Genomic DNA, 7061 nt, shown 5'->3' with positions numbered 1-7061 from the left:
CCCCCCCCCCCCCCCCCCCCCCCCCCCCCCCCCCCCCCCCCCCCCCCCCCCCCCCCCCCCCCCCCCCCCCCCCCCCCCCCCCCCCCCCCTCGTCGACCTGCAGCACGTACTCCGGGGCGTGCAGCTCGTGCGGTGACACGTTGACCGACACCCAGACGTCGTGCCCCTCGGCCAGCCAGCGGGACAGCTGCCGGCACGCCTCGTCGAGCACCCAGGCACCCAGCCGGCTGATCATCCCGCACTCCTCGGCCAGCGGGATGAACTCGTCCGGTGGCACCTTGCCCAGCTCCGGATGGCGCCAACGGATCAACGCCTCGGCCCCGACCGGCCGTACCGACGGCACCGCCACAACCGGCTGGAAGGCCAGCCGCAGCTCGCCGCGGTCGATCGCGCCGCGCATCTCGTGCTCCAGCCGGACCCGGCGACGCTGGGCCTGGTCGTAGGAGACGTCGTAGCGCTCCACCCGGTTCTTGCCCCGCTGCTTCGCCGAGCGCAGCGCCAGGTCCGCGTTGCGCAACAGCGTCGGCACGTCCTGCGCAGTCGAACAACAGGCCATCCCGATGCTCGTCGACACGTAGATCGGACCCTTGTCATGCGGGTACGGCTCGTCGAGGGCGCGCAGGATCCGGACCGCGACGCCGTGTGCCTCGTCCGGGTCCGGCAACGACAGCAGTACGGCGAACTCGTCGCCGCCCAACCGGGCAGCCAGCCCCGCCCCGGCCAGCTCGGCGATCAGCCGCCGGCCCACCTCGATCAGCACCGCGTCACCGACGTCATGACCCCGCATGTCGTTGACCGTCTTGAAACCGTCCAGGTCCAGGGTGAGCAGCCCGCCGGGACGCCGATCGGCGACGCAGTCGTACAGCTCACGCAGCAGCGCCCGCCGGTTGGCCAACCCGGTCAACGGGTCGGTGTGCGCCAGGTTGCGAAAGTGCGCCTCGCTGGCCGCCAGCCGGGCCGCGTACCGGCGCACGTCGAGCAGTGCCAGATACTGCCGGCTCACCAGGATGAAGCCCTCCAGGCTGCCGACCGCCACCGCGACGGTGGTGAACTCGCCGCCGCTGGCCACGTGGTAGAAGCCTGCGGCGGCCATCACCACCATCGGCAGGAACACGTAACCGGCCCCGCGCGGCACCAGGCCGGCCGGCGCGCTGCCGCCGCACCCCGGCCGTCCCCCACCGAACCAGACCAGCACCAGCCCGACCGGCAACCCGACGGCACCGACCAGGACGAGCCCCACACCGTACTGGCAGATGCCCGCCGCCGCGCCGATACCGCTGAGCCCGATCAGCACAGTGCCCACACCGCCGAGCAGCGGACCGGCCGGATGCCGGCCGCTGTGCAGCGCGGTCATCACCGCCACGCCGGTGATCGCGGCGACGGTAGCGGTGGCCAGCAGGATCGCCGGGCAGGCGGTCGGGGTGGCCGCGCCCAGCAGCCGGGTCGGTGGGGCGACCAGTACCCAGCCGGTGAACCACAGCGCCGCACCGACCGCCAGGCAGTCGAGCAGGTGACGCGCGGTCGGCGCGGACCGCCCGGCGGTGCCCGGCAGCCGCAGCAGGCCCCAGATCAGCAGCAGTCCGCCGAGCGCGCAGCCGACCGCGACGACCGTGGCGAGCAGACTCCGCTGAGGCTGCTGCCGATCCCACTCGGCGGCCATCGCGACGGCGCCGACCAGCCCGGTGAGCACGCTGACGGTGGTCAGCCCGGCGCCGACCGCGAGCAGCCGGTGGGCCCGGTCCGACGATCCGTCCCGGCGGCGGGCCACGACGAACAACCATCCCACGCCCAGCGCAGCCGCCAGCCCACTCGCCAACGCGAGCGCCTGCATGCCCGGGGGGAGGTGCACGCCACAACTCTGCCGGATCGGCGCCGGCCCGTGGTGCCGGGGTGCGGGTTTGCCGGCAGGAGACATCCCGACACGTGAAACGCGACACGGCTGGGACCGCCGGCCCGGCAACCGTGGTGTAACACTTGTCGAATGCCTGAGCTGCGGTCGAGGACCTCCACCCACGGTCGGACGATGGCCGGCGCCCGGGCCCTGTGGCGGGCCACCGGGATGACCGACGACGACTTCGGCAAGCCGATCGTCGCCATCGCCAACAGCTTCACCCAGTTCGTGCCCGGCCACGTACACCTGAAGGACCTCGGCGGACTGGTCGCCGACGCGGTCGCCGACGCCGGCGGGGTGGGCCGCGAGTTCAACACGATCGCCGTCGACGACGGCATCGCCATGGGCCACGGCGGCATGCTCTACTCGCTGCCCAGCCGGGAGCTGATCGCCGACGCCGTCGAGTACATGGTCAACGCGCACTGCGCCGACGCGCTGGTGTGTATCTCGAACTGCGACAAGATCACCCCGGGGATGCTGCTCGCCGCGCTGCGGCTGAACATCCCGACCGTATTCGTCTCCGGCGGCCCGATGGAGGCCGGCAAGACCGTCGCCGTCGAAGGCGTCGTGCACGCCAAGCTCGACCTGATCGACGCCATGATCGCCGCGTCGAACGACAACGTGACCGACGCCCAGCTCGACACCATCGAGCGGTCCGCCTGCCCGACCTGCGGCTCCTGCTCCGGCATGTTCACCGCCAACTCGATGAACTGCCTCACCGAGGCGGTCGGGCTGGCGCTGCCGGGCAACGGCTCGGTGCTGGCCACCCACGCCGCCCGCAAGTCACTGTTCGTCGAGGCCGGCCGGACCGTCGTGGAGATCGCCAAGCGGTGGTACGACGGCGACGACGCCTCGGTGCTGCCCCGCGCCGTCGCCAGCCGGGCCGCCTTCGAGAACGCGGTGGCCCTGGATGTGGCGATGGGCGGCTCCACCAACACGGTGCTGCACCTGCTGGCCGCCGCCCGCGAGGCCGAGCTGGACTTCGGCGTCGCCGACATCGACGACATCTCCCGCCGGGTGCCCTGCCTGGCCAAGGTCGCCCCGAACACCCCGAAGTACCACATGGAGGACGTGCACCGGGCCGGCGGCATCCCGGCGATCCTCGGCGAACTGGACCGGGCCGGCGCGCTGCGCCGCGACGTGCACGCCGTGCACTCGCCGTCGCTGAGCCGGTGGCTGGCCGACTGGGACATCCGGGGCGGCAGCGCCACCGACGAGGCGGTCGAGCTGTTCCACGCCGCCCCCGGCGGGGTGCGCACCACCGAGCCGTTCTCCACCACCAACCGCTGGTCCGGTCTGGACACCGACGCGGCGCAGGGCTGCATCCGCGACGTCGCCCACGCGTACTCCGCCGACGGCGGCCTGGCGATCCTGCACGGCAACCTGGCCCCGCAGGGCGCGGTGGTCAAGACCGCCGGGGTGCCCGACGACTGCCTGACCTTCCGCGGCCCGGCCAAGGTGTACGAGTCGCAGGAGGACACCGTCTCGGCGATCCTGGCCGGCGAGGTGGTCGCCGGTGACGTGGTCGTGGTCCGCTACGAAGGCCCCAAGGGCGGGCCGGGCATGCAGGAGATGCTCTACCCGACCTCGTTCCTGAAGGGGCGTGGCCTCGGCCGGGCCTGCGCGCTGATCACCGACGGCCGGTTCTCCGGCGGCACCTCCGGGCTGTCCATCGGGCACGCCTCCCCCGAGGCCGCCTCCGGTGGGCTGATCGCCCTGGTCGAGCCGGGCGACGAGATCGTCATCGACATCCCGGCCCGCAAGCTGGAGCTGAACGTGCCCGACGAGGTGCTGCAGGCCCGGCGGATCGCCCAGGAGAAGCGGGACCGCCCGTACACCCCGGTCGACCGGCAGCGGCCGGTATCGGCGGCGCTGCGGGCGTACGCCTCGATGGCCACCTCGGCCAGCGACGGCGCGTACCGTCTCGTCCCGGAGTGACCCGCCGCCACCCGCAGTGACCCACCGCCGCTTCGGCGACGTCTGCGCAGCTCACACCCGTTCGTCGAACATCTGTGCGATGATGACGCGGTGGCGGGTGAGGCCAGCATCCTGCACGCCGACCTGGACGCATTCTACGCCTCGGTCGAGCAGCGCGACGACCCCCGGCTGCGCGACCGGCCGGTGATCGTCGGCGCCGGCGTGGTGCTGGCCGCCAGCTACCAGGCAAAGGCGCGCGGTGTACGCACCGCGATGCCCGCCCGGCGGGCCCGGCTGATCTGCCCGGAGGCGGTGGTCGTGCCGCCCCGGATGGCGGCCTACACGGCGGCCAGTCGGGCGGTGTTCGAGGTGTTCCGGCAGACCACGCCGCTGGTCGAGCCGCTCTCCATCGACGAGGCGTTCCTCGACGTCGGCGGGCTGCGCCGGCTCGTCGGAGCGCCGGCCGACATCGCCGCCCGGCTGCGGGTCGCGGTCCGCGACCAGGTCGGGCTGCCGATCACCGTCGGGGTCGCCCGGACCAAGTTCCTGGCCAAGGTGGCCAGCGGCGTCGCCAAACCGGACGGGCTGCTGGTGGTGCCGCCCGACGAGGAGTTGGCGTTCCTGCACCCGCTGCCGGTCGAACGGCTCTGGGGCGTCGGCCCGGTCACCGCCGGCAGGCTGCGCGAACGCGGCATCACCACGGTCGGCCGGGTCGCCGGCCTCGGGGAGGCGGCGCTGGTCAGCATCGTCGGCGCCGCCGCCGGCCGGCACCTGCACGCCCTCGCCCACAATCAGGACCCGCGCCGGGTCCAGACCGGCGGCCGACGCGGCTCGATCGGCTCCCAGCAGGCGCTGGGCCGGGCCAACCGGGACCCGGCCGACGTGGACGCGATCCTCGCCGGGCTGGTCGACCGGGTCGGCCGACGCATGCGGGCCGCCGGGCGCACCGGCCGGACGGTCACCCTGCGGCTGCGGTTCGGCGACTTCACCCGGGCCACCCGCGCCCACACCCTGCCCCGGGCCACCAACCAGACGTCGACCATCCTGGACACCGCCCGCGACCTGCTGGCCGCCGCCGGTCCGATGATCCGCGAACGCGGGCTGACCCTGGTCGGCGTCTCGGTCGGCAACCTCGACGACGGACAGGCCACCCAGTTGGCGCTGCCCCTCGATTCGGCCGACGCGCCGCCGCAGGCAGCGCCACACCCCGTCGGCCGGCAGGAGAGCCTGGACGCCGCGCTCGACGCCGTCCGGGACCGGTTCGGGTCCAGCGCGGTCAACCGCGCGGTGCTGCTCGGCCGCGACCTCGGCCCCGCCGCCCCACTGCTGCCGGACTGACCCGGCCACCGACGATGGCCAGCGTCAGGCCTCCGGTCAGCCGGCCGACACCGCCGGGTCGGCCGGCGGTGCCGCCGGCCACAGCTCGACGGCACCGGCCGCCGCCTGCCGGATCAACTCACCGGAGACCTCCACCCGGCTGTGCGGGATGTCCCGCGCCGGCCAGGCGCACCCCACCGTCACCGGGCCGTCCGGCGGCAGCGGCCACACCCAGAAGCGGGCGTCGTGCCGCTGCTGGTCGGTGCTGGCCACCACGGGCGACAGCAGCGGGCCGGGCGGTTCGCGGTCGGCCGGCGACGCGCTCCGGTGCAGGCTGCTCAGCGCCGTACCGTCGGCGAACCGGACCATCACCTGCAAGCCGCCGACCCCGTCGACCGGGGTACGCGGCCGGGGCGGCCCGGGCGCACCGGCCGGCTGCCGTGCCGACTCGACGGCCGTGGTCGGGTCGACGGCGGTAGCCGGCTCCGGGATCCGCAGGACCGCGCTGATGTCGAACTCGAAACCCGTCGGGTACGCCAGCACGCTGGTCAGAATCACTGCGGCCTGGTCACTGCGGGCCAGCAGCAGTTGCCCGGCGACCACGCCACCGAGCACGGCCACCGGGCGAGCCAGCCACGGCCGGGAAGCATCAGACGCCGGTACGGGATCTGCCGTTTCCATCGGTAAACCATGCCATGGATCGACCCTGGCCCACGTCACCGCACCGCCCAGTCCGGCGACCCCACCGGCTGAGGTCGGGGTCAGCGGATCCGCTGGCTGAGGATCTGGCCTGGCCACGGGCCGGTCGGCTGGTCGACGGTGAACGGCTCGGCGGCGGTGAACCCGGCCCGCTCGTAGTAGCGGACCAACGCCCGGTCACCACCGGCGTAGCAGTCGACCCGCAACAGGGTCGCGCCGCGTTCGACGGCGAGCGTCCGCGCCCGGTCCAGTAACGCCTGACCGACCCCTCGACCGGCCCACGACCGGTCGGTGACCAGCAGGTTCACGTACAACTCGGGTTCGTTGACCGGCGGCGCGTAGGACCGGGCCGTGCCAACGGCGAGCGCCCCGACGACCCGCTCACCACCGTCGCCGGTCGGCACACAGGCCAGCACCAGGCCGCTCTCCTTCGCCCAGCCGGTGACCATCGCGATCCGGCGCGGGTCGGTCGACTGCGGTTCGGTCCCCCACTGCCCGGTACGGCCGTGTTCGGCCAGCCAGCGGACCGCGTCGTCAAGCAGCGTGAGGACCGCCGGAACGTCCGCCTGGGTCCCGGTCCGGTGATAGATCCGGGCCCGGTCGTCGAAGCGGTCGCCGCCGTCGGTGTCACGTTGCATGCCGGATATCCTGCCGTCTCGGCGGAGGTGACGTCGACCGGTCAGGACGTCGGTCACAGACCCTTGCCTACCGGGCGCATCGACGCCGGCCTTCCCTGGTCAGCGCGGTACGTCTCGCCTGGTCAGCGCAGGACCCCTCCCCTGGTCAGCCCGGCACCGGGCACGGGTTGGCTGCCGGGTACGGCCCGGCACCGGCCCGCCGCCCGTCGACTGCCACGACGGCGACCTGCCAGGCGACCGACGCCACGGCCACCCGCCAGACCTGCCCGGTGGCGGTGTCCCCGGAGACCGTCGTCGCCGCCTCGCCGCCCCGCGCCGGCACCGTGCCCGGCGCGGCGATGCCACCCGGGCCGCCGGCACCGGGACCGGAGGTCGACTCCGGGTCGGATCCCGGTTCCGCGGTCGGATACGTCGGCGACGGCTGCGTCGAGCCGGCCGCGCCGCCGGTCCAGGTGAGCACCGCCGACTCGACGGTGCCACCGGTGACGGTGGCGACCACGGTCAGCTGTTGACATCCTCGCCGCCCTAAACGGCGGCGATTCCAGCCACGCCGCGCGTGACACGCGCAGCGTTCTGGCGGGTTACCGTTTCACCGCGCG

The 7061-nt window shown here is 74.1% G+C and carries 6 protein-coding genes; 2 read left to right on the top strand and 4 right to left on the bottom strand.

Going from position 1 to position 7061, the window contains the following annotated elements; genetic code table 11:
- The coding region (locus tag ACXAHD_RS30635) for a putative bifunctional diguanylate cyclase/phosphodiesterase (protein WP_475054932.1) at positions 1–1849 on the bottom strand (1849 nt) is incomplete at its 3' end.
- Positions 1850–1981: 132 nt separating this feature from the next.
- On the opposite strand from ACXAHD_RS30635, the gene ilvD reads away from it, so the two are divergent.
- Positions 1982–3829 (top strand): dihydroxy-acid dehydratase, encoded by a 1848-nt coding sequence (gene ilvD, locus ACXAHD_RS30630; protein WP_475054930.1) that lies wholly within the window; start codon positions 1982–1984, stop codon positions 3827–3829.
- A 90-nt stretch (positions 3830–3919) separates the two neighbouring features.
- Complete coding sequence (gene dinB / locus ACXAHD_RS30625) at positions 3920–5146, top strand: DNA polymerase IV (protein ID WP_475054928.1); 1227 nt, start codon at positions 3920–3922, stop codon at positions 5144–5146.
- Positions 5147–5182: 36 nt separating this feature from the next.
- On the opposite strand, the gene ACXAHD_RS30620 is transcribed toward dinB, so the two are convergent.
- From ACXAHD_RS30620 to ACXAHD_RS30610, 3 genes are all read right to left on the bottom strand, one after another.
- Positions 5183–5806 (bottom strand): hypothetical protein, encoded by a 624-nt coding sequence (locus ACXAHD_RS30620; protein WP_475054926.1) that lies wholly within the window; start codon positions 5804–5806, stop codon positions 5183–5185.
- Positions 5807–5886: 80 nt separating this feature from the next.
- Positions 5887–6462 carry a GNAT family N-acetyltransferase gene (locus ACXAHD_RS30615; RefSeq protein WP_475054925.1) on the bottom strand — a complete coding sequence of 192 codons (576 nt, stop codon included), beginning with the start codon at positions 6460–6462 and terminating at the stop codon, positions 5887–5889.
- A 145-nt stretch (positions 6463–6607) separates the two neighbouring features.
- The gene (locus ACXAHD_RS30610; protein WP_475054924.1) at positions 6608–6961 is read right to left on the bottom strand and encodes a hypothetical protein; all 354 of its coding nucleotides are present in this window, start codon (positions 6959–6961) and stop codon (positions 6608–6610) included.
- Positions 6962–7061: the final 100 nt, after the last annotated feature.

It is taken from the genome of Micromonospora sp. ABR4_055, from assembly GCF_056160425.1.
The sequence above is the reverse complement of the archived record's forward strand: the minus strand, read 5'-3'. Positions and strand labels throughout refer to the sequence as shown.